General features: G+C 52.0%; 28 protein-coding genes, 2 tRNA genes and 1 pseudogene. 15 read left to right on the forward strand and 16 right to left on the reverse strand.

Features of this window, described 5'->3' with window-relative positions:
- The first annotated feature begins 21 nt into the window (after window positions 1-21).
- A complete protein-coding gene (locus AC3YUO_RS01705) occupies window positions 22-636 on the forward strand; it encodes an SIS domain-containing protein (protein ID WP_489961310.1) in 615 nt (204 codons plus the stop codon).
- Between the two features lie 18 nt (window positions 637-654).
- Window positions 655-1,062 carry an RbsD/FucU domain-containing protein gene (locus AC3YUO_RS01710; protein ID WP_489961311.1) on the forward strand — a complete coding sequence of 136 codons (408 nt, stop codon included), beginning with the start codon at window positions 655-657 and terminating at the stop codon, window positions 1,060-1,062.
- A 77-nt stretch (window positions 1,063-1,139) separates the two neighbouring features.
- On the opposite strand, the gene AC3YUO_RS01715 is transcribed toward AC3YUO_RS01710, so the two are convergent.
- Entirely contained in the window at window positions 1,140-2,438 is a 1,299-nt protein-coding gene (locus AC3YUO_RS01715) for an FAD-dependent oxidoreductase (protein ID WP_489961312.1), read from the reverse strand.
- A 55-nt stretch (window positions 2,439-2,493) separates the two neighbouring features.
- Here AC3YUO_RS01715 and AC3YUO_RS01720 point away from each other — a divergent pair, with 55 nt between their 5' ends.
- Window positions 2,494-3,045: a TspO/MBR family protein gene (locus tag AC3YUO_RS01720; RefSeq protein ID WP_489961313.1), complete on the forward strand. Its 552-nt coding sequence runs from the start codon at window positions 2,494-2,496 to the stop codon at window positions 3,043-3,045.
- Window positions 3,046-3,154: 109 nt separating this feature from the next.
- Here the strand turns inward: AC3YUO_RS01720 and AC3YUO_RS01725 are convergent, their stop codons facing one another.
- Window positions 3,155-4,504, reverse strand: a complete 1,350-nt coding sequence (locus AC3YUO_RS01725) for a winged helix-turn-helix transcriptional regulator (RefSeq protein ID WP_489961314.1) — start codon at window positions 4,502-4,504, stop codon at window positions 3,155-3,157.
- Between the two features lie 293 nt (window positions 4,505-4,797).
- On the opposite strand from AC3YUO_RS01725, the gene AC3YUO_RS01730 reads away from it, so the two are divergent.
- From AC3YUO_RS01730 to AC3YUO_RS01740, 3 genes are read left to right on the forward strand one after another with little or no spacing between them, the layout of a single operon-like run.
- Entirely contained in the window at window positions 4,798-6,231 is a 1,434-nt protein-coding gene (locus AC3YUO_RS01730) for an amidohydrolase (protein ID WP_489961315.1), read from the forward strand.
- 13 nt (window positions 6,232-6,244) lie between these two features.
- The gene (locus AC3YUO_RS01735) at window positions 6,245-6,961 is read left to right on the forward strand and encodes a DUF5058 family protein (RefSeq protein ID WP_489961316.1); all 717 of its coding nucleotides are present in this window, start codon (window positions 6,245-6,247) and stop codon (window positions 6,959-6,961) included.
- Between the two features lie 13 nt (window positions 6,962-6,974).
- On the forward strand, window positions 6,975-7,691 hold the full coding sequence (locus AC3YUO_RS01740) for a hypothetical protein (RefSeq protein ID WP_489961317.1): 717 nt from the start codon (window positions 6,975-6,977) through the stop codon (window positions 7,689-7,691).
- 647 nt (window positions 7,692-8,338) lie between these two features.
- Here AC3YUO_RS01740 and AC3YUO_RS01745 read toward each other — a convergent pair.
- Genes AC3YUO_RS01745 through AC3YUO_RS01755 form a run of 3 tightly spaced genes read right to left on the reverse strand, consistent with a single transcriptional unit; the run spans window position 8,339 to window position 11,260 of the window.
- On the reverse strand, window positions 8,339-9,142 hold the full coding sequence (locus AC3YUO_RS01745) for a DUF4230 domain-containing protein (RefSeq protein ID WP_489961318.1): 804 nt from the start codon (window positions 9,140-9,142) through the stop codon (window positions 8,339-8,341).
- Window positions 9,139-9,855 (reverse strand): DUF4230 domain-containing protein, encoded by a 717-nt coding sequence (locus AC3YUO_RS01750; RefSeq protein WP_489961319.1) that lies wholly within the window; start codon window positions 9,853-9,855, stop codon window positions 9,139-9,141. The genes AC3YUO_RS01745 and AC3YUO_RS01750 overlap by 4 nt, the downstream gene beginning before the upstream one ends.
- Before the next feature lies 1 nt (window position 9,856).
- Window positions 9,857-11,260 (reverse strand): hypothetical protein, encoded by a 1,404-nt coding sequence (locus tag AC3YUO_RS01755; RefSeq protein ID WP_489961320.1) that lies wholly within the window; start codon window positions 11,258-11,260, stop codon window positions 9,857-9,859.
- A gap of 363 nt (window positions 11,261-11,623) precedes the next feature.
- Between AC3YUO_RS01755 and AC3YUO_RS01760 the strand changes: the two genes are divergently transcribed.
- From AC3YUO_RS01760 to AC3YUO_RS01775, 4 genes are all read left to right on the forward strand, one after another.
- Entirely contained in the window at window positions 11,624-11,950 is a 327-nt protein-coding gene (locus tag AC3YUO_RS01760) for a MerR family transcriptional regulator (protein WP_489961321.1), read from the forward strand.
- 53 nt (window positions 11,951-12,003) lie between these two features.
- Window positions 12,004-13,407, forward strand: a complete 1,404-nt coding sequence (locus tag AC3YUO_RS01765; RefSeq protein ID WP_489961322.1) for a catabolite control protein A — start codon at window positions 12,004-12,006, stop codon at window positions 13,405-13,407.
- 809 nt (window positions 13,408-14,216) lie between these two features.
- On the forward strand, window positions 14,217-14,441 hold the full coding sequence (locus AC3YUO_RS01770) for a hypothetical protein (RefSeq protein ID WP_489961323.1): 225 nt from the start codon (window positions 14,217-14,219) through the stop codon (window positions 14,439-14,441).
- Window positions 14,434-15,585: a tyrosine-type recombinase/integrase gene (locus AC3YUO_RS01775; RefSeq protein ID WP_489961324.1), complete on the forward strand. Its 1,152-nt coding sequence runs from the start codon at window positions 14,434-14,436 to the stop codon at window positions 15,583-15,585. The genes AC3YUO_RS01770 and AC3YUO_RS01775 overlap by 8 nt, the downstream gene beginning before the upstream one ends.
- Before the next feature lie 210 nt (window positions 15,586-15,795).
- Here AC3YUO_RS01775 and AC3YUO_RS01780 read toward each other — a convergent pair whose 3' ends face one another.
- From AC3YUO_RS01780 to AC3YUO_RS01805, 6 genes are all read right to left on the reverse strand, one after another.
- Complete coding sequence (locus AC3YUO_RS01780; protein WP_489961325.1) at window positions 15,796-16,131, reverse strand: hypothetical protein; 336 nt, start codon at window positions 16,129-16,131, stop codon at window positions 15,796-15,798.
- 90 nt (window positions 16,132-16,221) lie between these two features.
- Window positions 16,222-16,419: a hypothetical protein gene (locus tag AC3YUO_RS01785; RefSeq protein ID WP_489961326.1), complete on the reverse strand. Its 198-nt coding sequence runs from the start codon at window positions 16,417-16,419 to the stop codon at window positions 16,222-16,224.
- 147 nt (window positions 16,420-16,566) lie between these two features.
- Window positions 16,567-16,737: a hypothetical protein gene (locus AC3YUO_RS01790; protein WP_489961327.1), complete on the reverse strand. Its 171-nt coding sequence runs from the start codon at window positions 16,735-16,737 to the stop codon at window positions 16,567-16,569.
- A 2-nt stretch (window positions 16,738-16,739) separates the two neighbouring features.
- On the reverse strand, window positions 16,740-17,339 hold the full coding sequence (locus AC3YUO_RS01795; protein ID WP_489961328.1) for a hypothetical protein: 600 nt from the start codon (window positions 17,337-17,339) through the stop codon (window positions 16,740-16,742).
- 368 nt (window positions 17,340-17,707) lie between these two features.
- Window positions 17,708-17,842 carry a hypothetical protein gene (locus AC3YUO_RS01800; RefSeq protein ID WP_489961329.1) on the reverse strand — a complete coding sequence of 45 codons (135 nt, stop codon included), beginning with the start codon at window positions 17,840-17,842 and terminating at the stop codon, window positions 17,708-17,710.
- 99 nt (window positions 17,843-17,941) lie between these two features.
- Entirely contained in the window at window positions 17,942-18,100 is a 159-nt protein-coding gene (locus AC3YUO_RS01805) for a hypothetical protein (RefSeq protein ID WP_489961330.1), read from the reverse strand.
- Between the two features lie 389 nt (window positions 18,101-18,489).
- Here AC3YUO_RS01805 and AC3YUO_RS01810 point away from each other — a divergent pair, with 389 nt between their 5' ends.
- Window positions 18,490-18,879, forward strand: a complete 390-nt coding sequence (locus AC3YUO_RS01810; RefSeq protein ID WP_489961331.1) for a hypothetical protein — start codon at window positions 18,490-18,492, stop codon at window positions 18,877-18,879.
- A gap of 134 nt (window positions 18,880-19,013) precedes the next feature.
- Here the strand turns inward: AC3YUO_RS01810 and AC3YUO_RS01815 are convergent, their stop codons facing one another.
- From AC3YUO_RS01815 to AC3YUO_RS01825, 3 genes are all read right to left on the reverse strand, one after another.
- The gene (locus AC3YUO_RS01815; RefSeq protein WP_489961493.1) at window positions 19,014-19,358 is read right to left on the reverse strand and encodes a PDDEXK family nuclease; all 345 of its coding nucleotides are present in this window, start codon (window positions 19,356-19,358) and stop codon (window positions 19,014-19,016) included.
- A 569-nt stretch (window positions 19,359-19,927) separates the two neighbouring features.
- Window positions 19,928-20,197, reverse strand: coding sequence for a DUF6291 domain-containing protein (locus tag AC3YUO_RS01820; RefSeq protein WP_489961332.1), 270 nt, complete (start codon window positions 20,195-20,197; stop codon window positions 19,928-19,930).
- Window positions 20,198-20,589: 392 nt separating this feature from the next.
- Window positions 20,590-20,802, reverse strand: a complete 213-nt coding sequence (locus AC3YUO_RS01825) for a hypothetical protein (RefSeq protein WP_489961333.1) — start codon at window positions 20,800-20,802, stop codon at window positions 20,590-20,592.
- A 135-nt stretch (window positions 20,803-20,937) separates the two neighbouring features.
- On the opposite strand from AC3YUO_RS01825, the pseudogene AC3YUO_RS01830 reads away from it, so the two are divergent.
- From AC3YUO_RS01830 to AC3YUO_RS01840, 3 genes and pseudogenes are all read left to right on the forward strand, one after another.
- A pseudogene (locus AC3YUO_RS01830) lies at window positions 20,938-21,141 on the forward strand (helix-turn-helix domain-containing protein); the annotation flags it as partial.
- Between the two features lie 51 nt (window positions 21,142-21,192).
- The gene (locus AC3YUO_RS01835; protein ID WP_489961494.1) at window positions 21,193-21,477 is read left to right on the forward strand and encodes a hypothetical protein; all 285 of its coding nucleotides are present in this window, start codon (window positions 21,193-21,195) and stop codon (window positions 21,475-21,477) included.
- Complete coding sequence (locus tag AC3YUO_RS01840; protein ID WP_489961334.1) at window positions 21,470-22,855, forward strand: tyrosine-type recombinase/integrase; 1,386 nt, start codon at window positions 21,470-21,472, stop codon at window positions 22,853-22,855. Before AC3YUO_RS01835 ends, AC3YUO_RS01840 begins: the two co-directional genes overlap by 8 nt.
- 110 nt (window positions 22,856-22,965) lie before the next feature.
- Here AC3YUO_RS01840 and AC3YUO_RS01845 read toward each other — a convergent pair.
- Together AC3YUO_RS01845 and AC3YUO_RS01850 are read right to left on the reverse strand one after the other, a co-directional pair.
- Window positions 22,966-23,041: transfer RNA gene (locus AC3YUO_RS01845), tRNA-Met, on the reverse strand.
- 4 nt (window positions 23,042-23,045) lie between these two features.
- Window positions 23,046-23,132 (reverse strand) — tRNA-Leu (locus AC3YUO_RS01850).
- 484 nt (window positions 23,133-23,616) lie between these two features.
- Here AC3YUO_RS01850 and prfB point away from each other — a divergent pair.
- Window positions 23,617-24,738, forward strand: coding sequence for a peptide chain release factor 2 (gene prfB / locus AC3YUO_RS01855; RefSeq protein WP_489961335.1), 1,122 nt, complete (start codon window positions 23,617-23,619; stop codon window positions 24,736-24,738).
- Window positions 24,739-24,786 lie beyond the last annotated feature (48 nt).

Raw genomic sequence — 24,786 nt, forward strand, 5'->3', positions numbered from 1 at the left:
AAACACGAAGGAGTAATGAATATGTTGAAAGCAGAAAGCAAGCAGGCTGTCAGCAATTTCTTTGCTGCTGTTGACACCGAATTCAACGCCTTTTTGAAGGCCCGCTCCCCGGAGGAGTATGAGGCCGCAGCTCAGCTGATTCTGGACTCCCAGTCCAAGGGCGGCCGGCTCCATATCACCGGTATCGGCAAGTGCAGCCATGTCTCCACCTACGCCGCCTCTCTGTTCTCCTCCACCGGAAATCCCGCCTACTATCTCCACGGCACTGAGGCCGTCCACGGCTCCTGCGGCCAGCTGGTAGAGGGAGATGTGGTCATCGCCATCTCCAATTCCGGTGAGACGGCCGAGCTGAAGGCCACCGTACTGGCTATCAAGAACAATGGCTGCAAGGTCATTGGCGTGTCCGGCAACGCGGACAGCTGGCTGGCCAAGAACACCGACGCCTTCCTGTTTGCCGGTGTCAAGGCTGAAGGTGGTCCGCTGAACCGAGCTCCCCGGAATTCCGTGTTGGCTGAACTGCTCACTCTGCAGGCTCTGTCTGTAGCACTCCAGGTAGAAAAGGACTGGGATCCCGTTAAATACGTCCGCTGCCATCCCGGCGGAAAGCTGGGCCAGCTGCGTGAGAATGAGAAATAAGAACAGGAGGAATTTATTATGCTGAAAGGAAAACTGATTCATCCGGACCTGATTGCTGCCCTGGCACTCTGCGGCCACGGCGATAAGGTGCTGATTGCCGACGGAAACTATCCTCTGGATTCCAAAACCGGCGACGCGGAGCTGGTCTATCTGGGCCTGACCCCCGGTCTTCCCACTGTAACCGATGTACTGGCCGCTCTCCAGAGTGTGATCAACATCGAGAGAGCCGAGGTCATGGAGACCGGCGACGGCACCACCCCGGAAATCTTTGAAGAATTCAAGACTATGCTGCCCGACCTGGAACTGGAAAAGCTGGGCCGCTATGAGTTTTATGACGCCTGCTGTGAGCCCGCTGTTCGCCTGGCCATCTCCACCGGCGAGAAACGCACCTTTGCCAACATTCTCATCACGGTGGGTGTGGCGTAAGGGAGCCTTCCGACCATTCAAAGTAAAAAATCCAGCCGCGCCTTTGGTGCGGCTGGATTTTTTGTCCTTTTGGAGAATTACTCCTTCAAATCTCCCGTGGCCGGATTGTCGATCAGTGCTCCGTCCTCCGTAAAGCGGGAACCGTGACAGGGGCAGTCCCAGGAGTGCTCATGGGGGTTCCATTTCAACGCGCACCCCAGATGCGGGCAGCGTCTGGCGGTGGGCGTAAGCAGCCCGGCCGCCACTTCCAATCCATTGACCACCAGCTGGGGACGCAGAATCGTCCGGGAGGGGGAAAACACATCCCCATAGGGGTTTTCCTTCTCCTGAACCAGGGCGCTGAGAATGCGAGCGGCCACCATGGAGGAAGTCATTCCCCACTTGTTAAACCCCGACGCTACATACAAATGGTCGGTGGACGCGGAATAGGGGCCAATATAGGGCGCACCGTCCAGGCTCATGCAGTCCTGGGCCGCCCAGTGCGCCGTTTCCACCGCTCGGGGATAATATCGCCCTGCAAATTCCCGCAGTTCTCTCCATCCCCCGCCTTGCTTCCCAGTACGGTGATCGCCGCCGCCCACCAGCAGCTGGCTGCCATAATTCCGGAAGGACATTCCTTTCTGCGCCTCGTCCACATACATGCCGTCCACATTCTGGGCATGCTCCAGGGCGATAACATAAGAACGGTGCTGGTACAGTTTCAGAAAATAGCTGCCATGCTTGTTGAGAAAGGGAAAATGTGTGGTCACAATAATCTTTTTCGCCGTAATGCGGCCCCGGGGTGTTACCGCTGTGGTACCCACCAATTCCTGTACTGGGGTATGCTCACAGATGTGCAGGTCTTTGGTGAGGGCCGAAAGGAACTCCAGCGGGTGAAACTGCGCCTGATGAGGAAACTTTACTGCTCCCGCCACGGGGAACGGCAAGGGCAGGTGTTCCGAAAATTCTGCGTGAAACCCCAGTTTCTCCAACGCGGCCAGCTCCCGCTCCAGCTTTTTCCGGTCGTTCCGGGAATAGACATAGGCATCCTTCTCCTCAAATCCGCAGCGGATGCCGCGGCACAGCTCCCGGTACGCCTCCAACGCCTCCTGGTTGGCTGTCAAATACTGCTTTGCCCACTCTGTTCCAAAGAGGCGGATCAGCCGTTCATAAATCAGCCCATGCTGACTGGTCAGTTTGGCGGTGGTGTTTTTTGTGGTTCCGCTGCCGATGGTCTCCGCCTCCGCCAGCAGGTACGGCACTCCAGCCTGATGCAGCCGATAGGCGCACAGAATCCCCGCCATGCCTCCCCCGATAATCAGCACATCGGTGTCCGCATCTCCGTCCAGAGGCGGAAAAGCGGGGTGTTTCCAGGTCTTCTCCCATAATGACGCCATACCAGTTCCTCCAACATATTGTTCTGGCATTAGTGTCTTTCAATTGGAGGAAAGTATGCCTCTCGAATTCCCCGGCAGGCTGCGCATAGCGGACACCTGGTGCGCATATTCTATTGGGGGTGAGGTTCAGATGCATAAAACCACATGGAAGCCGTACGTATTCTGGGTCCTGGGCGTGGAGGCGGTGGGCGCTCTTTCCGGATTTCTGACGCGGGAGGGCGCGGAATTTTACCGCGAGTCGATGCGGAAGCCGCCCCTGTCTCCCCCCGGCTCTGTGTTTCCCATCGTTTGGGGAATTTTGTTCCTGCTGCTGGGCATCGGCGCTGCGCGAATCTATCTCGCTCCCCCCTCCGCCCACCGCACGAAGAGCCTGCGGATCTTCTTTGTGCAGTTGGCGTTCAATTTCTTCTGGAGCATTATTTTCTTCAATTTACAGCGATTTGGCCTCGCCTTTTTCTGGCTGGTGGCACTGTGGGGCATGATCCTGTGGATGATCAGCACTTTCCTCCGGGTCGACCGCTTGGCCGCATGGCTGCAGCTGCCCTATTTCCTGTGGGTAACCTTTGCCGCCTATTTAAATCTGGGGGTATGGATGCTCAATCGGTAATCCATTGGATAAAAGAACTAATTATATAGAACAAGAGCCGCCGGAATCCTAGGATTCCGGCGGCTCTTTATGTTCAAGGTCTGGCTTACCGGGGCAGTGTTCTCATGCTTTAAAACAGTCCCTCTGCAAGCTCCTCCAGGGAATAAATGTTGACCGGCCGCCCTTTCTTTACCAGGGCCTTTTGTCCAATGGGCTGGGCCAAACCGGCTTTTGTCAGGTTGGCAAGATAGCGATTGGCCGTCCGCAGGGAGAGCCCCAGCCGCTCAATCAGGTCTTGAGAAGTGAGCTGGCGGCTTCCCATGGCGTGCAGAACCGAGAGAATTTTCGCAATGGTATCCACAGACAGGCTGGCTTGCTCCGCAAGGGATACCAGTCTCTCCTTCGGCAGCTGGGCAATCCAGGACTGCTGGGAGGGACCTCTGTGGGAAAGGGCGGTGATGGTGCCGTTATTGTCAATGTAGTAGCTGGCTTTATCGGCACTGTTCAATTCCAATGCGTATTGCGCCGCCTCCAAAGCATTTTGGGTGGCCTGGAAGAAGCTGTTTCCCACGCCGTATCCCACCGAGGAACAAAGCCGATTTACCAGCGGAATGTGCTGGGACAAGGGACAGTGAAGGAACCCACTGGTCATTTGTTCCAGGGTTTCCGCATCGGTATAGAGCTGGAAATACTGACCCCCCTGCTTGACGGAAATGTCGTACTGATGGAGCTTAATATATTCCAGCAGTGCAGTGTAGAGCTCCGCTATCTTCAGCTCGTTTCCCACTGCACCGGCCTGAGCGGGCCGCAGGGTGAGATGGATGACAGCCGGAGCTCGTTTTTCCGCCTGCCGAAGCGAAATCTTGCTGCACACAAGGTCAATGACCCGGTAAAATTCCTTCTCACTGGGATAGAGGTAGTAGCAGTCAATCCCCACGTCTTTCATCGCTTCCACCGCGCTGTAAAAGTAGGTGAGAATATAGTCAATTTTCCCATCCTGATACAGTTTTTTATAACGTTCAGAGACAGCCGCCTCTTGTTGTTTCAGCGCTTCCATATCCAGGGAGAAAAATTGTCCTTCAAAGAGCCTTGCATAGTGGGGAAACGTATTTTCCTCAATGGCCTGCTGGAGGGAGACACCGGAAGGAAGGGCCTCCATCCCCACCCGTGAGAGATCCAGGTGATTACGGCGTACACTCTCCCGCAAAACGAGCCGGTACGTATTTTCAACGTCGTAACGGAAGCACTCGAGAATGGGATGCCCCGGCTCCGCAGCGTTATGCAGTATGGTATGGGGCAGCAGACCGCTGGTAATCACAGCGTCGTATTTCCCCACCAGCTCCTGATAAGTCGCCACCATCTGCTCCAGCGTTACATAGGTAAAAAACGAAAGGACCATATCTTCTGTCTCGGTTAAGAAGGTATTGCGGCAGTATTCCGCAAAATGTTCTTTTACCAATAACGCAATTCTGGCCTTCATAACAAGCCTCCGCAATATAAAGTATAGCACCAAAGAAGGTGCTGTAATGTGCACAAATGAATCGATTTTATTCATCATAAGTCAGAAACGAGGCGTTGTCAACATCCTGAAGAATCCGCCAATCAAATTCAGGAACACCTGTTTGTACTTGTGCGTTCTGTCTAAAATGTGAAAAAACATTTTGGAATATAAAACAATTGATCCTCGTTAAAAAGGTAGTATAATAAAGCCATACATTAAAGACTATTCTTTAATGTATTCTTTAAATAAAAACAGAGGAAGAGGAGTGGGTTATGAACAGCAAAGATTTGATCAGCCAGCTGGTGGAGGCAAAAAAAGATCTTTTCATCGGCGTCAGCGATTCTCTCTGGGAAAACCCTGAGGTGGGATTTAAGGAATTTCAGTCGGCCGCCACGTTGATCCGGGCTCTGAAGCAGGAGGGCTTTGAAGTGGAAGAAGGCCTCGCCGGCATCCCCACTGCATTCAAAGCGGTGTATGGCTCAGGAAAACCGGTCATCGGTTTTCTGGGCGAATATGACGCGCTGGCTTCCATGAGCCAGAAGGCATACGTCTGCAACAAGGAACCGGTGAAAGAGGGCGCTCCCGGCCATGGCTGCGGGCACTGCAATCTGGGTGCGGGCGCCCTGGCGGCAGCGGTTGCCACCAAGGATTTCCTGAAGGAGCGCAGCATGGAGGGCACCGTGGTCTACTTTGGCTGCCCCGCCGAAGAGGCTGGCTGCGGCAAGACCTTCATGGCCCGGGACGGCGTCTTTGACTGCATGGATGTGGCTCTGACCTGGCACCCCAACACCATGAATGCTGTTTGGGCCCCCTCCTCCCTGTCCGAAATTGATGTGGTGTTCCGCTTCAAGGGCAAAACCGCCCACGCGGCTGCCTGTCCCGAACTGGGCAGAAGCGCTCTGGACGCCGCCGAACTCATGAATGTGGGCGTCAACTTCCTGCGTGAGCATATCATCGATCAGGCCAGAATCCACTACGCGTTTTTGGATGTGGGGGGCCAGGCTCCCAACGTGGTGCAGGACACCGCGGCGCTTTACTACTACGTGCGCGCCCCCAAGAAGCACCAGGTGGATGAGATTTATCCCCGTGTCCTGAAAATTGCCCAGGGCGCAGCTCTGATGACCGAGACCTCCGTCTCTGTGGAAATCGATACCGGTATTTCGGACTTCACCCCCAACCGGACCATCTCCGAGGTTATGGGCCGGTGCAATGTGGAGTTGGGCGGCATCCAATTCTCTGAGGAAGCCAAGAAATATGCGGACGAAATTTACGAGACAATCAGCGAGACGGACCGCGCCTCCATCGCAAGCACACTGAAGGTCCAGACCGGACTTTCCGATGTGGAGTCCTTTGCAAACGAAAAGCTTTTGGGTACCGCCTTTGACTATATTCCCAGCTCACTGGTCATGTCCGGTTCCACCGATGTGGGCGACGTGTCCCATGTGGTGCCCACCGCCCAAATGGTGGCAACCACCAGCGTTCAGGGTACGCCCGCCCACTCTTGGCAGCAGACCGCCCAGGCGAAAAGCCCCATTGCCCACGAAGGCCTTATCTATGCGGGCAAGGTTCTGGCCTACACCGCGGCCACGCTGTTGGAACATCCCGATTTGATTGAGAAAGCCAAGGAAGAGCACCGGAAAGAAGTGGGCGAACGGTATGAATGCCCCATTCCTGACGATGTAAAGCCCATGCTGAATCGAAGCTAAAGGAGAGTAAAACATGAAAAGTTTTTCTGAGTTAGCCAACAGCGGAACCCTATATCTTCTGGTTATCATCGCACTTCTGTTCATGATTGGTCTTTGCCTCGTGTTCTGGAAAAAATCCCGTACCCGGGCGCTGGAGCTGGGGATCTCGGAGGAAACCCTGAAGAAAATCCGCAAAAACGCACTCTCCGCATCGGTCATCCCTTCTGTCGCCATTGTGGCCGGACTCATCACTCTGTCCGCCGTCATCGGTATCCCTTGGGCCTGGTTCCGTCTGAGCGTGGTCGGCTCCGTCAGCTATGAGCTGATTGCGGCGCAGCTTGCAACCTCCGCTCTGGGCTTCACCGACATGACCCAGGCCATGGCCTCCGGCGCTGACACATTCGGCGCTGTCATGCTGGTCATGAGCACCGGTATTATTGCCGGCGTATTTATCAACGCTCTCTTCGGCAAACAGATCATCGGCGGCGTCAACAAGCTGGGGCAGAATAAGTCCGGCTTCGGCACCATTGTAAACTCCTGCTTCATGCTGGCACTTATGCCCGTTCTAGCTATCTTCCAGATTTTCCAGGGCGTTATCAGCACTCTGGTCCTGATAACCAGCTTGATCATTGCGTTTATTCTGAAGAAGATCGTGGAAAAGACCGGCTGGACTTGGCTGGGCGATTTCAATATGGCATTCACTCTGATTCTGGGCATGGCCTCCGCCGTGTTCTGGACTCAGGTGCTCTAAAGGAGGGGCTGACATGAAAAAGAACAGCAGTTACATGGACAGTGTGCACAGAGTAGGCCGAATCGGTTCTCTCATTGCTCTGGCTCTTATGGTTGGCATTCCCATTATCATGTGTGCAATTTATGACTGTTTCCCCAGCTTTGCCATGATTGCACAGGCTGCCATCGGTATTCTGGCCATGATGCTCCCCATTGACTTCTCCGAGATCATCGGTTTCGCTCCCATCCTCGGCTCTTCCTCTTACATCACCTTCATCACCGGAAACGTCATGAACCTGAAGCTGCCCGTGGTCATTTCCGCCCAGCAGATTGCCGGGGTGGACGCCAACACGGAGGAATCGGACGCCGTCTCCTCTTACGCGGTGGCCATCTCCTCCATCGAGACCATTATCATCATCGCACTGGGCGTGCTCCTGCTGAAGCCTCTGGAGCCGGTGTTTGCCCTGCCCGCCGTGAAGACCGCCACCCAGTATGTCATTCCCGCTCTGTTCGGTTCCCTGCTCCTCGGCCTCTTTGCCAAGGGCTCCGGCGACCACTATGTGAAGAACAAGAATCTCATCGTTCTTGCTCCCGCGGTAGCCACGGTACTGGCACTGCTGTTTATCCCCGGCATGTCCGGTTATCAGGGCTTCGCCGTCCTGGGCGCCATTCCCATCGCCATCGGCTGGGCGTATCTCCTCTACAAAAAAGGCATTGTAAAAATGGTATCGGCATCGAAAAACGAAACATAATCTTTCCCGGAACCTTCTCCCTTCTCTTCTCATCCTGGAAAGATATGTTCCATTCAGATGTTCAAACTGTTCCTCCCTTCTGAACAGTTTGACGGGGTTGGACTTACTCCTCAAAGGCAGTCTGATGACTTGCCTTTGAGGAGTAAGTATTTATAGCGCGTGTATTTTCCCGCAAAATCCGCAGCGACCTCCAAACAAACCGCAAACAGTGGGGGTATTTAGTCAGACCCACGCTCGAAAATAAAACGCCTGTTGCGCCCCGCTTTCCGCAAAGGCTGCGACAGACGTCCCAAACACAAAATAAAACCGCTGGAATCTTACGATTCCAGCGGCTTTCTGGTTGCGGGGGCAGGATTTGAACCTGCGACCTCCGGGTTATGAGCTGCGGTCTGGATAGGCTTTCCGCTCCTTTGAGGGCTTTTGTGCCATTTCTGCTGGGACCGGAAATACGATTTGAGCCTCTTTGCTCCGTTGGTTCCGTGTGTTCCAAATCCCGTATGGGTCACGGTTTGGGTCAGAGTACCTGGAATGTTGAGTTTGCCCGAATTACAGTTTATCTCAACGACTGTACCCATGCCAATATTTGAGAATAGTGGTACATTTTCAGGTCTTACTACTTTACAGTTGATGAATTTCCTGTTTCATACTTATATGTTGTCCGAAAAAAACTCCACAGTGACGGTCAAGTTATCTACTCCAGGATTCCATTGTCGGATGAGGGTTTCCAAAAGTGTTTTGGCAGATGTTCTTGCAATTTGATAATATTCCTGGTTTTCCCGCATACTTTTCAGTAACTCTGATTGCGCTTGTTGAAGCTCACTGGCAGCTTGGTTTACTCCCTCTTTAGTGGAGTGCGGCACGAGACTGCCGTCTTCCGCAAAAAGAATCTGTACATTTTCGTGATCTATTGTCACATCGGAAAGTACAGGATTTGGTATTCTTACCACCACACTGTTGCGCTGGTTGTCTACGATAAATTCAGCAAGCTGGAGGTTGACCAGAAAGGTACCAGTGGCAGGAACTTCAATCCAACTGTCAAGCGATCCAAATCCCAGAGTGCTGCTCAAAGAAGACAAGAAGCCTTCCTCTTTCTCTGAAATTTGATAGGTTGTTTCACTGACGCGCAGTACCTCCAAATTTTGCTTTTCCTGTAAGTTGCCAATGGAAATGGCTCCCCGATTGACCACATAGTGATTTTCCTTGGCGTAAGCAAAGGCATCCTGGTACATGTTGTCAGAAATCTCCTGTGAAGTCTGCTGGATGGAGGCAGTATAGGATTCTTCCAGGGAGGCAACCCCAATCCGAAATGTCTCAAGCTGAAGATAAATGATGCTGACCAGAAGAAAAGATACCAATAAAGCGATCCGGAAAGCCTTGCTTTTGTTTTTATGCGGGTTTTGCTGGTGCTGTATACATTTGAATGGGTGGAATAACTTCTTTTTTTTGGTCATGGCCGCCCCTCCAATTGTACCTCAATTTTTTTGCCACTTTCCTGCAATGCTTCAATAAGTTGGCTTGCTTGGGTGATGGCAGCCTCTTCGGCAAGTTTTTTTAGTGTATCATAGTTTGAGATGCTGCTAAGTGCACTGCTGTCCAATGTCCGGATGGCGTTTAGGTATGCGGTCATACCATCCTTTGCGCTGAGATTCCAGTTAAATGCATCTGTCTCTGCAAGTTTTTGCGTCTTTTCATGGTTAAGGATGAGCGTTGGCTCGGGATTTGGAAGTACAAGGCAAAGGTAACTACCGTCTTTGGGGAGAATGATATTTCCTTTCGATAAGTCCACGGTAAATTTTAAATCACCGTTGAGGAGAAATAACCCCTGATAGGCGTCCCCGATCTTCAGTTGCTGCTTGATCGTGACATTTGCGGTCATTACCTCCAGCGTACCCACAGACTCCAGAGTATCCAGAATCGTGGTAGTGGTATCCTCTGCGCTCAGGCCTGCCGCTGCGCCATCTGCATAACCCTGTGGTACTTCTTGCGTCGCACCGTGAAAGGAGCCGATTGCAGTACCGACAATATTTCCGGTGGTAGAACCGATGGTAGTACCAATGCCCGCAGCATGATACCGCCAATAGGCGGAGACTGCTGCTCCCACGAAAAGTAGGATCATGATAGCCGTCCATACACCGGAAAGACCAATCTTTTTCAGAACTTGCATCCTAAGCATCCTCCTTTTTCACAAGTTCTACATATGTCTCGCCCTGAATGACACTGCCATTCATATCCGCCGTAATGGGAATGGTAATTGTCTTGACATTTTTATGGAAGAAGTTAGAGAAAAAGCCGATAATGCCCTTGTTTTCCGCTTTGAAGGCGTACAAATCATTTGTTAGTGTGTAAGTAATAGTGAGCGTATCACCTTCGTCGGCTTCAACGGTCCCGTTTACAGTAGTACCATTTATCTCGTATACACTCTCACCGTAGGTGCCTTCTGGCAGTAAATTTAACTGAAATGTTCTGGTGACGGGCATCACCTTAGTAAGTTCCTCAGCGGCGGCATCCTGCGGCTGAGAAACGATGGTGAGCCGATACCGATTCCCGTTGGTAAGGGGATCCTTGGAAGCGGCAACATAGCGATAATCCCCCTCTTTGATGGAACAGGTCCCGGTGGTGTCAATGATTAGTATGTCTCCGAATTTCAGGTCGTCTCTGGTAAAGGATTTGTTTTTGGAGAGTTTTACCGGTTCCTCATCATTGACGGTGATGGTTGCGGCGTCGTCACACTGCAAGGTAAGGCTTAGATAGTGGTGAAGTTCTACTTCGTAGAGGCAATCCTCATCGGTAGATGCTGCCTCCCAAAACTCAACCCGGCCATCTGCATTTGGATTTTGTGTAAAGCACTGTGGGGTGCTGCTGACAAAAAAATACTCCTCTGTATCGTAATCCAAACGCAGGGTATATGCTTCTGTTGCAGAAATAGAGGCCGAGTTCCCGGAACAGGCGGTATCATTTATGTACCACTGGCCGGCGCTGGCAAGTGAGATGCGGGTTTCCTCATCCATGCAATAAACTGAAAGATCCAGGGTCCTATCCTGGTAGAATCCGATAGGATAAATGGAAAGACCCGTTCCGGTAAAATCCTCGGGGATGGTAAAAACCAGGGGATTTGTACCATCTTTTGAAACAGTAATTTCCTCGGACAAGCCGGTTTCGTAAAAGACAGTGACGCGGTAATTCTTCAGCGTATAGAGATTGCTGTTGGGATTTTTGATGATCGCTTCACCTGCATAGATGCTGTCTCCAGGAAAGAGAAAGCACCCCTCCTCGGACAAAAGGTGGGTGAGGTTTTCATCACTGTAATAACTGGCATCCAAGTAGGCGTTGCGGCCGAAGGTGACATAGACACTGCCCTCAGGGGGAGATTCTGTACTTGATTCGGCAGTAAATCGTCCATCCTCATCTAGTTTCCCCTGCTCCAAAAGCTGGGCATACTGCTGATAATCAGACTCTTCTTTTACATGTGAAAATTTTAGTAACTGTCCCTCCAGTGCTTTGTCCAAAGGGGCGCAGCTGGTGAGAAACAGTGTCGCTCCCGCAAAGAGCAGCAGTAGCTTCTGTTTCATGGACTTTCTCCCTTCCTTTATCGTTTGGGAGATTTTGTCCCAAACGGGCGTTTATAGGTGTTATATCATATGGATTGCAAAAAGAGAAGAGGAGGCAACCATTTTTTCAGAATCTGCTGTTTTTCCGGCCTGCGCCAGTTATTGGTCAAAAGCCGAGTGTTATGACTTTTATAATAGAAAATGCGCCAAGCAGTTACCGGGAATTGCATTAGAATTCCTGAGAACCTTCTTGGGCTGGAAGGCGTCCTGCGCGCCTGATTCTCCCCGCCACGCGAAAATTACAACTCCTGTTACGGGATGTGATGTTTCGCAAAGTCCTTGACTGCACGGAACGTGCAGTTTTACGGTGAGGAGGAGATGAAGATGGAACAAACGCTACGCCAGATGTGTACGCAACTGGGACTGTCCCGGCGAGCCGTCCAGGGATATGAAAAAGCAGGGCTTGTAGCTCCTTCCGGGAGAAATAAATATGGACATCTGCTCTATGGGCAGCCGGAGCAAGAACGCGTTCGGCTCATTCAATTTTATCAGCAGTTAGGGTTTCATCTGAAAGAAATCAAGGTGCTTTTGGAGACCGACAAGTTTAATCAAAAAGCGGCGCTTCTAAGAAAAGTGACAGAATTAGAGGCAGAACACACCCGTCTGCGGGAGTTAATCCAGAAAGCAAACGAATACATCGCTGCGCTATAAAGGCTGGCTTTCGCAACATCGCATCCCAACAAAAACTAGAGGAGGACATACTCGTGAAAACAAAGTTTTTATCCACACTACTTGCCATATCATTGGCCCTTCTGGCTGCCTGCGGCGGTCCCTCTGCTTTAGATAGCACATCAGCGGGAAACCAGTCGTTTACCGAAAGCACATTCTCCTACACGCCGCTGGAAAAGAATGAGGAAGAGATGGAACCGTTCAACAAAGACCCTGTCCTTCCTGAGACGGTAATGGTAGACGAAAATGGCGTAAAGATTACTGCTAAAGGGTTGACTTACGACGAGTACTACGCAAATTTGGAGCTTTTAATTGAAAATAACAGCGGCAAAGATTTATCATTTATCAGTGGTTCGGTCGGATATAACTGTAACTCAATTAATGGATATATGATAAGGGAAGGCTATCTGAATTGCGATGTAGCCGATGGAAAGAAGGCCAACGCTGTCATTCAGTTTAACTATGATACCTTGATGCTTTACGGCATCCATGAAATCGCAGATATTGAGATTGGCTTTGACATAGCGGATGATGAATACAACCACACTTATTCCGGCCCCAGACAGCTAAAAACCTCTGCCTTCAATCTCCATGACTATAAAACAGACCCTTACCAGGATGCAATCACAAGCAATGCGGCCATGAGTACCTATGGGTATGACATGTCCTGCTTTTCAAAGGAAGCACTCTATGATAAAAACGGTGTGAAGCTGCTTTCCAGTGGAGTCATGACAAATCAAGATGGGGATAGTATCCTGCTGCTGGAACTGGAAAATACCAACGAATATGTGGTATATATTTCCACCTCTAATATTGGAATAAATGGATTGGTGGTGAACAGTTCTATCTGGTCCAGCAGTACGATCAATCCTGGCAAACGCTGTATTTTAGATGTACAGCTTTCCTCTGTTTTTGACACTGCCTACTGGGGTGTGTATGGTATTCGTGATGTCGGGACCGTTTCACTGTACTTGGGACAATACGGTGAGGACGGTGATGAGCTTGCGGCGGAAACCCCTGTTGAGATTGCCGTACCCGGAACAAGTGCCCAATTCGATGTGTCAGGTAATGAGATATACAATGATAATGGACTGCGAATTGTAGCCAAGACCGTGTTGGAAGAGGCTTCGGAATATAGCGCCGATTTCTATGTAATGCTGTTGGCGGAAAACAACAGCGGAAACCTTTTTACGATCCGTGATGTATATGATTCTCTTTCCGTAAACGGATTTATGACCGACTATTCGTACTATAGTCAGGATGTAAAAGGTGGAGAATCTGCAGTGCTTACAATCAAGTTGCGAGAATCCTCGCTGGAAGAAAATAGGATTTCCTCCCCTTCGGATATAGAGGAAATCGAAGTGAGCTTTGAGATTGCAGAAGGATACACGGTCATTGATGAGCCAACGCTAACGATCTTGTTCGGAGAGCAAAGCTGAGGGGAAACGGATTTTGTACCTCGCGCTGTATAAAAACATCCTGTGTGGTGCAAAAAGCATCATGCAGGATGTTTTTTGCTATCATACTGTGGGCAAGATTTTCTGTGGCCCTCATTCGGCTTTGTCAACTTTCCTTTTAGCGGCTCAAGGTGTTGGCACAGGACTTATTGGCAACAACAATCCGACAACGCACAGTTGCGGCCAGATGCACAAGACCAGTAATTTCCCTATTGTTGCCCCTGTGGGCCGCTGTGTGGCCGCTTGAAGGGCTGGGTAGAGTAGCTGCCCCAACAAGGGTTTTCGAGGCAAATTTGGGACGGCGGCGGGCTTGGATGAGGGCGCAGGGCCGGTGTGAAAAAAAGCAGGAGAAAGAGCCGGGGTCGTAAACGCCCCGGCTCGTCCACTTCTGCCCGCAGTGCGGGCAGTTTCAAGTCCTGCGGGGCGGGGTCGTAAAGGACAAAATTTTGCTCTTCCGGGGTCGTGATTCCCTGCGCCCTTAGTGTCAGAGGGATTTGCTCCGGGGTTGGTGCGGAGAGACCTCAAAAATTGCGCCGCAAAACAAAAGAAAAGGGCTGTAGAAAATAGTACGGTGTTAACAATGATAAGGCCGAGAGTTTAAGAGCGAATTGTTAAGGTTCTGATAACTCTGCTCGTTTGCCCTGGCTATTGCCTGTCAGTTAGGGTATTGTGTGTTGCTGAAAAGGAGGCGACACACGATGAATGACTACATGACCGCTCTGCACCAGCGATTCTGCCGAGAGCTAGACTTCTCAGAACTGGAGGAGGAAATCGAGCAGACTCGTTAGGACGTGCGGGATTGCCTGGACAAGATGCAGCGGCGCAGACTGATGCATCTGGTGGATACCCAAAACCTGCTGCGGGAGGAAACTTCTTTGGCCAGCTTCACCGCTGGATTCAAGCTGGCCTGGGGGATTGCGAAAGAACTGGAGACGGATGGCCTGTATTCCTTCCCAAAGGAGGAAGAGCGGCGAGCCTGTGAGATTATGGAACGGGAGGTGAATAGGGATGGCTAAGAAGCGAGCCAACGGCGAAGGAAGTATCCGCAAGCGAAAGGACGGCCGCTGGGAAGGCCGGTATACGGCGGGACATGACCCGGAGACCGGTAAGGCTATCTACAAGAATGTGTTGGGCAGAACTCAGGCGGAGGTCAAGGAAAAGCTGAAGGCTGCCATCAAGGAGACGCAATCTCTGGATCAGAGCAAGATCGGGAAGTACACGGTAGGGGAGTGGATGGAGGTATGGTTTGAGGACTACGCCAAAATAAAAGTCCGGCCCTCCTCCCACCAGACCTACCGGGGCTACATGGACAACCATATCAAGCCCAATATAGGGGACATCCCGCTGGAAAAGCTCACCTCTCTGGAATTGCAGAAACTTTACAAGAAGCTGCTGACCAAAGGTCGGGTAGACCGGCTGGAGGCCAAAGAACAGCCCAAGGGGCTCAGTGCCAAGACAGTGCGGAACATCCACCAAATTCTATCCTCTGCCCTAAAGCTGGCCCAGGAGCAGAGGATCATCCTCGCCAACCCTGCCGAGGGCTGTGCCCTGCCAAAGGTAGAGCATCGGGAGATGAAAACACTGCCGGTGGAGCAGCTCCAATCCTTCCTGCGGGAAGCCAGAGAGAGCGGCGTATTTGAACTCTACTATCTGGAGCTGGCCACTGGGCTGAGAAGGGGAGAACTTCTGGGCATCAAGTGGGAGGACATTGATTTGGAACGAGGCGACCTCCGGGTTCGGCGGCAGATATCTCGAATCAATGGAGAGGTAGTGGAGGCACCGTTGAAAACAAAGAACGCCTACCGTACCCTGCCGCTGGCAGAGGATACAGTAAGCGTTCTGTTAGAACAGAAGAAAAAAGTTGGGAGCAGCCCGTGGGTCTTTCCTTCACCAAACGGCGGGCCAATCTCGCCGGACAGTGTCCTCCACATGCTCCACCGGGTGCTGAAGCGGGCGGGACTGCCCAAGGTAAGGTTCCACGATCTCCGTCATACCTTCGCCACTCTGGCCCTTCAAAACGGAGTGGACATCAAGACGGTGTCCGGCATGCTGGGGCACTTCTCGGCGGGGTTTACCCTGGACACCTACGCTCATGTAACCAGTGCCGCTCAGCGACAAGCGGCCCAAACCATGGGGAATGTGCTCTCCTGCAGTCTCTGAGCCTCTCTAAAGTGATCCAGCCCTTTCCGCTAAAATTTCCCGTATGGGTCAGAATCTGGGTCAAAATGAATGACGGAAAACAAACTTGCCAGAAAAGTGATGAAAAATGAAGAAAACCGCTGAAATCGTGCGATTTCAGCGGTTTGTTGGTTGCGGGAGGAGGACTCGAACCTCCGACCTCCGGGTTATGAGTTCAAATTCAGATGTTTTTTATTGTTTTATAAAATCGGTCAAAGTATTGCAGCACAAGGCTTTTAAGGGTTTCTCTGTTTTGTATCGTCTGGTAAAATAGTTGAACTTTTCATAATGGAGTTGAATTTTTGTTGAACTCAAAGCGGCTGCTCCTAGTTTTCGGAGCTCTGCTCCAGCCCTTTCTGCCCATTGGTGGGCCGGTCTTTCTCCCCGACTGAGCATCCGCATAGAAGAAAGAACCCCTGCTCCTCCAGCTTCTGCATCGTTTCCTCCGCTTTCCTTCTTTCCTCCGGCGTAATTTTTTCTAATGTTTCCTTCATCTGTCTGCTCAGTTCCTTCGCGTCCATGCCCCATATCCTCCTTTGCGGAATGTCTTTCCTTACAACTTCCCAGGTTTCATTTTCCCGTACTCAGGCGTGGGGAAACGATTCTGCGGGGGCGGTTCTACTTCTCAGCGGCTTTCGTCAGATCTGCCGTTCTCTCGGTTACCGGCTTGCTGTCTTTGGCATGCAGCATCTTTTTATACGCTTCCGAGTATAAACGCAGCTTCTCCTCGATCCGCTTGCTCTCTTCCGGGGTAAACTCCTTCTTTTTGTCCTTCCCGTGATAATAGCTCCTGGTTATCACTTCGCGCTCGTCCATTGCTGTTATCCCCCTTTTCAGAATAGGCGCACAATATATCCCCGTTCCCGCTTGATACCCCCAGATCCCCTCTGTAAACAAAAGAAGGGATGCCCATTTTCAGCTCTGCACTTGTCTGCTTCGCTGTCTCAGAGGCAGCGTCATCCTTTACCGAAGTAAAACGTCCAAGTCTTGGCCTTGTTCCTTCGCCGCCTTTTCCGTCTCTCTGAAATACTCTGACAGTCTGCCCTCTTCGGACAGCTTCTTCATTGAATTGATAAACCGCTCTTTTTGGTCCTGCTCCTTCCGGGAACTGTTCTGCTTGATTTTCTCCTCCATTTTTATCCCATCCTTTCCAGATTCATCACATGTGTGAGCTCATGCGTTGCATACGCACCGGAATGTTTCCCGTCCAGCGTTTCTCTGAAAAATATTTGTCCGTTTCTGGAAAAAGAAGGAGCTTTTTTGCCGCTGTTACGCCCTGCCTGTTCGCTTATTACAAAACTTGGTACACGGTATTCCTGTGCGGTCTGCTGTTCAGAATATGAAACACTTCCCGTTCCAGGTACTATCACGGAATTTTTCGCCCATTCGACAACAGAGGATTCTCCAAAGCATGCTGTTAAGAGGTTTGGTCTCCCATATACAGGTCCTCCTCCATCTCTTTTGCCAGAAGCTCCCTGTATCTCGCCGTCTCCTCTTTGTTCAGTGACTCTGCTTTGCTGGAAAGTCTCTTGAGTTCTTGAACCTCCAGATTGGTCATACCGTTTATCCTCCTTTTCAGAGTATCTTGCATCCATTGTACCACGTTCCGAGGTCATATTGCCAGCCGCTTGATCGTCCCGCACCTTTCTGTACTTGAAATACTCCTGCTGCTCGGCGGTCAGCTGCCGTCCCTTGCTGTCATAGTTTTCCTGCATCTCGTCAAAAGAGGACTTCATGGAGAGCCTGGTGTTGATATCCTTCGGTATCGGCTATACTAGTATCAGAAACACCACGTCCTGTGGCGGCCTTATGGGCCGCCGACCTGGCCTCCCGTTCGGTGAGGTCAATCAGGGCGGCGGTGTTTTCTTTTATATTCACAATGTCGTAGAGGTCCTTTTTCCCGTCGGAGGCGTTACGAATCAGCAGCTCAACATCATACCTTTACTATCAAGGCTGTCAATGAAAAGCAGGGGCACCATCTCGGTACCCCCGCCTTCTCACTTTGTCAGGTGAAGAATGTAAGTATAAATTGTCCGCAGCTGCTCCTCGTTGGCCTGGGCCAGCATACGGAAAATGTTCTCAATCAGGATCTCCCGCTCCTGTGTCATACTATCACCTCCTTCTGCCGCTCCAGGCAGAAGCGGATTATTTCTGACGGTTGAAGGGCCTCCCATTGGTTTGTCTGCTCAATCCTGTCCACGATGCTGGCCATCACAGACAACGCCTTTTCGTCAATCACAGGTTCTCCTCCTTACATATTGGAATGACCTCGACCCCTTCGAGGGTGTCTGGGCCTCTTGTATCTCGCTTTGGTCCGTGCTGATACAAGGGGCTTTTCTCATGCCACGCAGAAGCGGCGGATTGTGGTAGTTCTGATGAAGCGCTCCACCAGTTCAGGGGCTGCGGCCTTTAGGGCCTTGCTGTCCAGTCTGGTGGATGTTACGGGCTTCCAGGTGTCCTTGTACTCCCTGGCCCGCAGTTCCTCTGCGTCGCCCATGTGGGCTTTGATAGCATCCTTGATGGACTCCGCCTCAGCCTGAGGCTCCTCGATCAGACTCTGGAGCTACCGTAGCTCCCTCACCTTAATCTCCAGTTCGTTAGTACTCATTGTAGATGCTCCCTCCATTTTATCGGGAGGCCTGGCGGCTCTTCTGTGGTAGTCTTGCTTTCCCTTTCGGTACTCCCGTCCACCTTCGCCGGTGTTCCCCCTTGCTATGGTCTTATTATAATATATGTTCCCATATATATCTATTGACAGACGGTATAAATATGGGTACATATATTTGCGCTGTTTTTATATGGACACATATAGACGTGCATGGTATAATTAAGCCATACTGGGGAAGGTGTCGGAATTTCCCAACAACCTGGGAAGGAGGGAATAAAATGCCAGTAAGTGCTGCTCAAAAGAAAGCCACTAGAAAATACCTTGAAGGGCTTGACGAAATCCGGGTACGGGCCAAATGTGGCACCAAAGGCCGCTGGAAAGCTGCCGCAGAGGCACAGGGGAAGTCCCTCAATCAGTTCATCGTGGACACGATGGAGGCGGAGGCAGAAAACCCCATAAAGCCCCCTGAGAGGCCCGCAGAAGCCGTCTTGCCCAATGCGTCCCCTATCACAGAAAACGCCAGAAACGCTGCCACAGCTGCCGCAGAGGCCACAGGGGAAACCCTGGAACAGTTTGTGGAGCGGGCCGTAGTTGATCAAGCAGAGCGGGACAAACGGTCATGGCGCTTGGGTATCAATCCAGCAACCGGGGAGAAGGCCGGGAAGTGAGTCGCTTTTTTGGGCGGATTTTGTGTCATATTTGTTCCAGCTTGTTCCATAGAAAATCCCCCACTCTGATAAGTGAGGGATTTTTATCTTGTCCGGAGATTTCGTTGCCTTTTTCGTGCGCGACGGAATGAATTTCAACATTCTTCAACAGACTCTCCGGGCGGCATCCCGCTAAAAAGAGCCAGCCAATCCTTCAGGGACATGGTTACAAGCCATTCTTCCCGGTTCCTGCGGTGAAACACTGTGGGCACGCCGTCCTGGAATCTCTCAGCATCCCGGGCAGCCTGAGCCATTGCCTGGGATATGTTCAGCCGCTCCACCCGCTTGCATTCGATGTGAACGCCGGGGAGGCCGGACAGATCCGGCACATCCCCATAGCTCTGAGAGCGGCCTGGTTCCACGTTGTAACCGTGTTCCCGGAGAATGTTGGCAAGCTCGATCTCTCCGGCGCGGCCTTTTCGCTGTGATGACCTTCCGATGGTCTTTTACCTCCTTTTCTATCGCACAATCTCATGATACCTAAGTTCTCTGATCCTCCCAGCAAAAAAGTGGTTTATGTTGAAATCACAAGCCGTGTATGGTGTATTGAAATGCTGGGCGATAATGTACTTGTACTGTATGGGAAAGACACCGGAAAAGCCGGTGCCTCTTAGCTCCCGCTCCTCTTTCTGGGTAAGATACGGCATCTTCTGAATGATCCGCCGTATCTGGTCCATCTTTATGTTGGGGTGTGGGTGCCCTGTCTTTTGCTCATAGAGGGAGAAATAGCACTTGAATACAGAAAGCACCTCTTCCAGCGTGTACGGGCCGGGCTCATAACACTGAGCAACCAGCGTTTCAAAGGTCCTAAAGTCAAACAAAAAACCACTTCTTTCTGAAGACGGCGCCCCAGCGTCCACTATAATGGCGCGGCGGGGCCGCGCGTCGTCGCCGCCGCCATTTTAAAAGAGTCTGTTTCTTCTTTTTTCTGTGTCTGTATCTTGCTTCTGCATCTGCTTCTGCTTCTGTAGACTACCCTAAAGGGGGGTATAGGGGGGGTATAGGGGGCCTATGGATTTCCCCACCGTTTATCTCCGCCCCTTTTTCCGCTCTCAACAGCTGCGGCATAGTCCTGTTTGCTTTCGTCTATGTAGGGTCGCATAACACAGAAAACGACAAATGCCGCCTGGGTAAGATCTTCTTCACTTATCGGCTCTCCGTCAAAGTAGCGGAAAGCGGCCTTTAAGCCTTTTCCTGCGTCTTCATCGGACACGCTTTCGATTGCCGCCCGCTGATGGTAAAACATTTTCCACCATGTAGCACGTCTTTCCTTCGCCACTCAATCGCCCCCATTTTCCACTGCGTGTGCGGTTCTTTCAATTTCCCTGGAACGATTGAGCATAGAGCGTACAAACCTGTCCCGCTCCTCATCGTTTGCCGGTAAAAAATACCCTGTCCGATTGTCTGATAAAATAGGCACACCAGCCCGCCGCTCCCGCTCAATCAAGAGCCGGACAGCCCGACCACTTTCCCCCACCAAGCCTTCCAGAGCCCGGAGCGGGACTGCATTTTGCTGTCCTTCAGACAAGAACCTTGAAATAGGCCCGCTCCATGTTGTAGAATTGGTGTGGGGATCTTTGCCCGCTTGGCCGATCTCCGCCTTTGCCCGCTCGGATGTTGCAGCATCCCGGCGGGCTTCTCTTTTTGAGTCCATTCTTTCATCACCTCCGTTTACTTTGCCAGTCCGGTTCCTGCATCACAAGGTTTCCCCACATTGGCCCGGCTCTCTCGATCCAACTGCTCCGCCAGAGCATCCACATTCACCATGAACCGGTTCCCTGACCAAATACCGGGGACAAGTTGCTGGGCTACCATGATACGCAGGCGGTTCTCTGAGATTAAACCCAGGGCGGCAGTCTGTCGAATGGTTTTAAAGTTAGTCATAAGCGTCCTCCGTTCATCAAAATTCAAAATAGTTCGTTGACTTTCCGCCCATATTATAGTACAATATGGGCGAATTTTAAGGGTACACTCGCACGAATATTTGTACGAATCTCATTTTAGAAGGGGAAGTAACAGATGGAGAAATGGGAGAAACCCGCACAGACACCAGCAGAGCGTGTGAGAGAGATACGGAGAAAGCGCGCTCTTACCCAGGCGGAGCTTGCAGAAAAGGCGGGTTGTTCTACGGAAGGAATTAGCAAGGTGGAGCGGGGAGAGCGACCCCTGACAAACAGAATGGCGGAAAAGCTGGCAATAGCATTGGGGGTACGGCCTGGCTATCTGCTGTGTTTTAACGACTATCCTACCAGCACCGAGGAGACACTGTATGGGTTGGCAGAAGATAAGGTGAAGGTTGATATGCGGGTACACGCATTAAGACTGCTGGCTGACCTGTGCGGGTACACCCTGGAGATTCCTGATTTAGATAAGCTGAGTTCTATAACAACCTTGCAAGAATTTTCTGAGTTGGAAATGGAGTGGTGCAAGATATGGAAGAATGGCGAGCTGCTTGCTTCCTGCACCCGAAAGCGCTTTGAACTGCTGGCCCTGGACTGCCAGGAGTTGGTGGAGCAGCGCATCAAAAGCTATCTCCGGGAGGTGCGTGAAGATGGCTAACATCCAAGAGCGCCGGGACAAGGCCGGCAAGCTGATCTCCTACTCCATCCGGGTACACCGGGGCCGGGGGTCTGACGGTAAGCAGCTCAAGCCCTGGACAGCCACTTTTGAGGTATCACCCACCTGGACAGAAAAAAGCGCAAGAAAAAAGGCCGAGGCTTTCGCCGCGACCTTTGAAAAGGAGTGCAAAGAGGGCGTGACCTCTGACAGCCGCCAGAAGTTTGCCGCCTACTGCGATTATGTAATTGAGCTAAAGGAGAAACGGGGCGTAAAGCACTCCACCATTGTGAGGTACAAGGAGCTGACAAGCCGGATTTATCCGCAGATAGGCCACATAAAGCTGCGCGAGCTGCGGGCTGACCATCTGAATGATCTCTATACCCAGCTTGCCAAACCAGGAGCGGGGAAGGGAAGTAGCAGAGCCATGGCCAAAGTTGACCTTGTGGTGCTGCTGAAAGAAAAGAAACTCACCCGCTCGGAATTATCTCAGCAGACCGGTGTCCCGCTCCGTGCTGTTTACTCCGCCGTGAAGGGTGAGCAGGTCAGTAAAGAGACAGCAGAGGCCATATCTGTCGCCCTGGGTGTAAGTGCTTTCAAGGTGGAGGAAAACACCCGCACCCTGTCCGCAAAGACGATTCTGGAGCATCACCGGCTGATCTCCACAGTGCTGGAGCAGGCGGTGAGGGAGGGCCTTGTCCCGTTCAATGTCGCCAGCCGTGCCACACTGCCAAAAGCAGAGCACAAGGAAGTAAACTACTTCCAGCCGGAACAGGTGGCGGCAATCCGTGACGCACTGGAGCGGGAACCCATGAAATGGAAAACGCTTGTCCACCTTCTGCTTATCACCGGCGCACGGCGCGGGGAAGTGCTGGGACTGAAATGGGACAAGGTAGACTTTGAGGGGAGCCGCATTTACATCTGTAACAGCGTCCTCTATTCCCCGGATATTGGAATCTATGAGAGCACACCAAAAACAGAACGCTCCCGGCGGTATATCACCCTACCCGCTGAGACAATGCAACTGCTAAAGCGGTATCGGGCCTGGCAAATGGAGGAGCGGCTGAGGCTTGGGGAATACTACCAGAATCAGGATTTCGTATTCTCCCAGGACAACGGTAAGCCCATGCACCCGGACAGTGTGACCGACTATCTCAAAAAGTTCAGCAAGCGTCACGATCTCCCACACATTAACGCCCATGCCTTCCGGCATACAATGGCCTCTATGCTGTACTTCAATGGGGTGGACAGTGTGAGCATTTCCAAACGGCTGGGTCACGCCCAGGTCAGTACCACGGCTAATATTTACGCCCATGTAATGGAGGAGGCCGACCAGCGCAACGCCGACATTCTATCCAGTATCTTTTTAAAAAAGGCTTGAATTTGAGAGGCGAGTTGAACTAAAGTTGAATTTTTCAAACCGCCTCATTTTTAAAAACTGCAAAAAAGCAATAAAAACAGCCGCTTTCGTAATGAAAACGGCTGTTTTTCTGGTTGCGGGGGCAGGATTTGAACCTGCGACCTCCGGGTTATGAGCCCGACGAGCTGCCAACTGCTCTACCCCGCGATATTGGTGCCGGAGACCGGGGTCGAACCGGCACGGGATTTCTCCCACGGGATTTTAAGTCCCGGGCGTCTGCCAATTCCGCCACTCCGGCATGGGTGGCTTTCCGGTCTCTTTCCTGACGGTTTTTTAATATTACCATACTTCCCTCCTATTGTCAAGGAATTTTTTCATCCTGGCGGCAAAGAAATTTTTTGCTTGGATGCACAAAAAGCGGAACATATCGCGGCCTGTCCCACATATACTGATATGTAAATCCCTTTTTACCTATCCTTACCGCCTGACGGCGGAGTTTTTTATTCCAGGAGGTTTAAAACGATATGAACGAACACGACAAGCCCATTTTAAATCTGCCCAGCCGCCCCGCTCCCCGGGACGATTTGGATGATCTGATCTTTCGGGAAGAGGGCTGGCTGGCCAGCGATCGCTGAGCGCCGTCTCCCTCTGGGGAGACGGCCTTTTGCTGCCCCGCGTCAATAGGTTTCCCTTTACTTTTGTCCTCTTCTCATATATAATAGTTTGGCTTAAGACATCAAATACCCCGATTTCGGGAGTTTAGAAGAAAGAGTGAGGACCCTATGCTCCAATTTGACGAGTACAAAGTCAAGCTGAATAATCTGGCCCCCACCCTGAAGGAGCTGGCCGATGCCCTGGATTTGGACGGGGCAGCCCGGGAGCTGGACATGCTCCAGGCCGAATCTGCCGCCGACGGCTTTTGGGACAATCTGGCCAAGGCGCAGAAGGTACAGCAGCGCATCAAGAACCTTCAGGATAAGGTGGACCACCAGGCCAAGCGCCAGCGCCAGTGGGACGATTTAATGGCCCTGTGCGAAATGGGCAACGAGTTTGAGGACGAGTCCCTGGTTCCCGAGCTGGAAGAGGGCTTCGCCGCCCTGGAGGCGGACATGGAGTCCGCCCGGCTCCAGACCCTTCTGTCCGGCGAGTACGACAGCTCCAATGTGATTCTTACCATCCACCCCGGTGCCGGCGGCACCGAGGCCCAGGACTGGGCCCAGATGCTCTACCGCATGTATACCCGCTGGACCGAGCGCCATGGCTTCACCTACCAGATCATGGACTACCAGGAGGGGGACGAGGCCGGCATCAAATCCGCCACCATCATGATCGAGGGTGAAAACGCCTATGGCTTCCTCCGGGGCGAGCACGGCGTGCACCGTCTGGTGCGTGTCTCCCCCTTCGACGCCAACGCCCGTCGGCAGACCTCCTTCGCTTCCGTGGAGGTCATGCCTGACCTGCCCGAGGACGTGGAGATTGAAATCCGCCCCGAGGACATTGAAATGCAGGTCTACCGCGCCTCCGGTGCCGGCGGCCAGCACGTCAACAAGACCTCCTCTGCCGTGCGTCTGATCCACAAGCCCACCGGCATTGTGGTGGCCTCCCAGCAGGAGCGCTCCCAGTTCCAGAACAAGGACAACTGTATGAAGATGCTGCGCGCCAAGCTGGTGGAGCTGCAGATGCAGGAGAAGGCAGAGAAGATCTCCGATTTGAAGGGCGTACAGCTGAAGATTGAATGGGGCAGCCAGATCCGCTCCTACGTCTTCATGCCCTACCAGCTGGTAAAGGACAACCGCACCGGCTACGAGACCAGCAACATCAACTCCGTCATGGACGGCGACCTGGACGGCTTTGTCAACGCCTACCTCACCTGTGAGGCCACCGGCAACTGGGCCACCAAGTAATCTTTGCTTCAAAAAGCCCCTGCCCGAATGTTCGGGCAGGGGCTTTTT

The sequence above is a fragment of the Pseudoflavonifractor sp. HNCC25GI2 genome, assembly GCF_058136395.1.

Coding starts and splice junctions, on each gene's coding strand:
- AC3YUO_RS01705 (WP_489961310.1), top strand. CDS start 22: ATGTTGAAAGCAGAAAGCAAGCAGGCTGTCAGCAATTTCTTTGCTGCT.
- AC3YUO_RS01710 (WP_489961311.1), top strand. CDS start 655: ATGCTGAAAGGAAAACTGATTCATCCGGACCTGATTGCTGCCCTGGCA.
- AC3YUO_RS01715 (WP_489961312.1), bottom strand. CDS start 2,438: ATGGCGTCATTATGGGAGAAGACCTGGAAACACCCCGCTTTTCCGCCT.
- AC3YUO_RS01720 (WP_489961313.1), top strand. CDS start 2,494: ATGCCTCTCGAATTCCCCGGCAGGCTGCGCATAGCGGACACCTGGTGC.
- AC3YUO_RS01725 (WP_489961314.1), bottom strand. CDS start 4,504: ATGAAGGCCAGAATTGCGTTATTGGTAAAAGAACATTTTGCGGAATAC.
- AC3YUO_RS01730 (WP_489961315.1), top strand. CDS start 4,798: ATGAACAGCAAAGATTTGATCAGCCAGCTGGTGGAGGCAAAAAAAGAT.
- AC3YUO_RS01735 (WP_489961316.1), top strand. CDS start 6,245: ATGAAAAGTTTTTCTGAGTTAGCCAACAGCGGAACCCTATATCTTCTG.
- AC3YUO_RS01740 (WP_489961317.1), top strand. CDS start 6,975: ATGAAAAAGAACAGCAGTTACATGGACAGTGTGCACAGAGTAGGCCGA.
- AC3YUO_RS01745 (WP_489961318.1), bottom strand. CDS start 9,142: ATGACCAAAAAAAAGAAGTTATTCCACCCATTCAAATGTATACAGCAC.
- AC3YUO_RS01750 (WP_489961319.1), bottom strand. CDS start 9,855: ATGCAAGTTCTGAAAAAGATTGGTCTTTCCGGTGTATGGACGGCTATC.
- AC3YUO_RS01755 (WP_489961320.1), bottom strand. CDS start 11,260: ATGAAACAGAAGCTACTGCTGCTCTTTGCGGGAGCGACACTGTTTCTC.
- AC3YUO_RS01760 (WP_489961321.1), top strand. CDS start 11,624: ATGGAACAAACGCTACGCCAGATGTGTACGCAACTGGGACTGTCCCGG.
- AC3YUO_RS01775 (WP_489961324.1), top strand. CDS start 14,434: ATGGCTAAGAAGCGAGCCAACGGCGAAGGAAGTATCCGCAAGCGAAAG.
- AC3YUO_RS01780 (WP_489961325.1), bottom strand. CDS start 16,131: ATGGGGCATGGACGCGAAGGAACTGAGCAGACAGATGAAGGAAACATT.
- AC3YUO_RS01785 (WP_489961326.1), bottom strand. CDS start 16,419: ATGGACGAGCGCGAAGTGATAACCAGGAGCTATTATCACGGGAAGGAC.
- AC3YUO_RS01790 (WP_489961327.1), bottom strand. CDS start 16,737: ATGGAGGAGAAAATCAAGCAGAACAGTTCCCGGAAGGAGCAGGACCAA.
- AC3YUO_RS01795 (WP_489961328.1), bottom strand. CDS start 17,339: ATGAAGTCCTCTTTTGACGAGATGCAGGAAAACTATGACAGCAAGGGA.
- AC3YUO_RS01805 (WP_489961330.1), bottom strand. CDS start 18,100: ATGGGCGACGCAGAGGAACTGCGGGCCAGGGAGTACAAGGACACCTGG.
- AC3YUO_RS01810 (WP_489961331.1), top strand. CDS start 18,490: ATGCCAGTAAGTGCTGCTCAAAAGAAAGCCACTAGAAAATACCTTGAA.
- AC3YUO_RS01825 (WP_489961333.1), bottom strand. CDS start 20,802: ATGACTAACTTTAAAACCATTCGACAGACTGCCGCCCTGGGTTTAATC.
- AC3YUO_RS01840 (WP_489961334.1), top strand. CDS start 21,470: ATGGCTAACATCCAAGAGCGCCGGGACAAGGCCGGCAAGCTGATCTCC.
- prfB (WP_489961335.1), top strand. CDS start 23,617: ATGCTCCAATTTGACGAGTACAAAGTCAAGCTGAATAATCTGGCCCCC.